The sequence below is a fragment of the Pseudaestuariivita atlantica genome (assembly GCF_001205715.1).
Taxonomy (GTDB): domain Bacteria; phylum Pseudomonadota; class Alphaproteobacteria; order Rhodobacterales; family Rhodobacteraceae; genus Pseudaestuariivita; species Pseudaestuariivita atlantica.
In genome coordinates this window covers 1-1,563 of the sequence record NZ_AQQZ01000044.1, presented here as the reverse complement: position 1 = coordinate 1,563, position 1,563 = coordinate 1, and the positions used below count along the sequence as shown (strand labels likewise).

Below are 1,563 nucleotides of genomic sequence, written 5' to 3'. Positions count from 1 at the left end.
GCAGCCTAACTATTGAACCAGAAACTCTCCGGTAAACCCGGGGCGGTTCATAGAGGTTTGGCAGGTTTGCTCCGCAGGCCGAACCCCCGGCTCAACCCGATCCTGCATTTATTTTTCGGTCGTTGAAGATTGCGTCGCGTAGAATCTGTACTGCTAGCCCGACCGGAAAGGACGACGAATATCCAGGAATACCCGGAGAAGGCTAGACGTCAGGCTCGTTTCCTCCGGAATTGCATCCGACCACCATATGAGATGAACGAAAGCCGGGTATAATTCGCTGCGGGCCAAAAATGGAGGAGTTGACCGACAATTCAGGTATTTCGTTTGATTGTTCGTGGTGTCGGCGACCGTCATGAAAAATTGGCGCAAAGCGCTAGAACCTGACACTCGGCCCGGCGAATGGAGTGGCAGGTAGGTCCGCCTCTCGATTGTTGAGATCGGCTGCAGCAAAAGGGCGGCTTGGATTCCGCCGAGATCGACACGGATGAATGACCGGAATCGGGAAATCCGCTGCGCTGCCGAATCTTCAATGCTGCAGGCGCAAACGCCATTTTGATCTTTCTGCAATCGCATTCGCCGCGAATGCAAGAGTCCGGATAGTCCGCCCAGCTGACCTTGGCATCACAAGCAGCAAACGACCGGTGATTGAGTGGCTCCGAGCACTTAGGCCGACACGGATGATTGCCAATGCTGCCTTTGTTGGCGCTAGTAGTTCACCTGCTCAAAGCCGTAGTTCCCTTCATAGTCACGCCAGTCGACGAAGACAGAACGGTGATAGATGCTGGGGCAATTCTGGCCCCAGCGTTCGAGGCCGATATGGGCGGAGGGTAGGGCGGTGATGGAAGACCTCTGCCAGGCGAAGTCGCCTTGCGTTCCGTATGTGCCGAGGACCACGGTGGCGCTGCGGTTGCAGTCGCCGTCACGTCCGGATTCGTGCTGTCGCGCATACCGGACATCGAAGACGCGGATCGACCGCACGAAGTTGAACTCAGGTCCGCTGATATCGATGTCCGCCCGCTCTTGAACGAGCCGGAGGGCCTGGTCGGCGGGAACAAGGAATTCTGGGGCTTCCGGGGTGCGCCAAGCTGCCATAATTGGATCAGCGGTATCGCGCGCTGGAAAGGATTGTCGCGGTCCAGTGCTTTTGTTCTGGAAGAACGCTTCAAAGATGCGGTCTGCGCTGTTTGACGCCGGAGGGGTCTCGTAGGACGCGCCCATTGGACAGCGCCAGATTTGAAGCGGAGGTTCCACCGGCCAAGGGGTAATTCGTCGGATGAATTCGGCACGCGCTCGTGCGCATGGCACGGAAGCAGGCCAGCCGCCAGACAGGCACAGGAGGATCGCGCAATCGATCGGGTATGTCTGCGCACGGGCGGACATCGGTAGCGAAAGACCTGTCACAGTCAAAGCGACGGCGACCGAGGGGAGGAGCTCTTTGAATAGGTAACGCATGCTGAGGACCCAATGTGACAGGATTCAGCATACATACGAAAATATACTATCGCAACACTAAGTATATGTAAACACCATTCAGAAATGTCACTGGGTTTGCAAAGGAGAAGT

1 protein-coding gene is annotated in these 1,563 nt (G+C 56.4%); it reads right to left on the bottom strand.

All coding sequences use genetic code 11. The features are described from left to right. Positions 1 to 705: 705 nt before the first annotated feature. The gene (locus ATO11_RS21010; RefSeq protein ID WP_242601497.1) at positions 706 to 1,452 is read right to left on the bottom strand and encodes a hypothetical protein; all 747 of its coding nucleotides are present in this window, start codon (positions 1,450 to 1,452) and stop codon (positions 706 to 708) included. Positions 1,453 to 1,563: the final 111 nt, after the last annotated feature.

What these genes read in the sequence shown, in the direction of transcription:
- ATO11_RS21010 (WP_242601497.1), bottom strand. Translation starts at nt 1,452, where the DNA reads ATGCGTTACCTATTCAAAGAGCTCCTCCCCTCGGTCGCCGTCGCTTTG.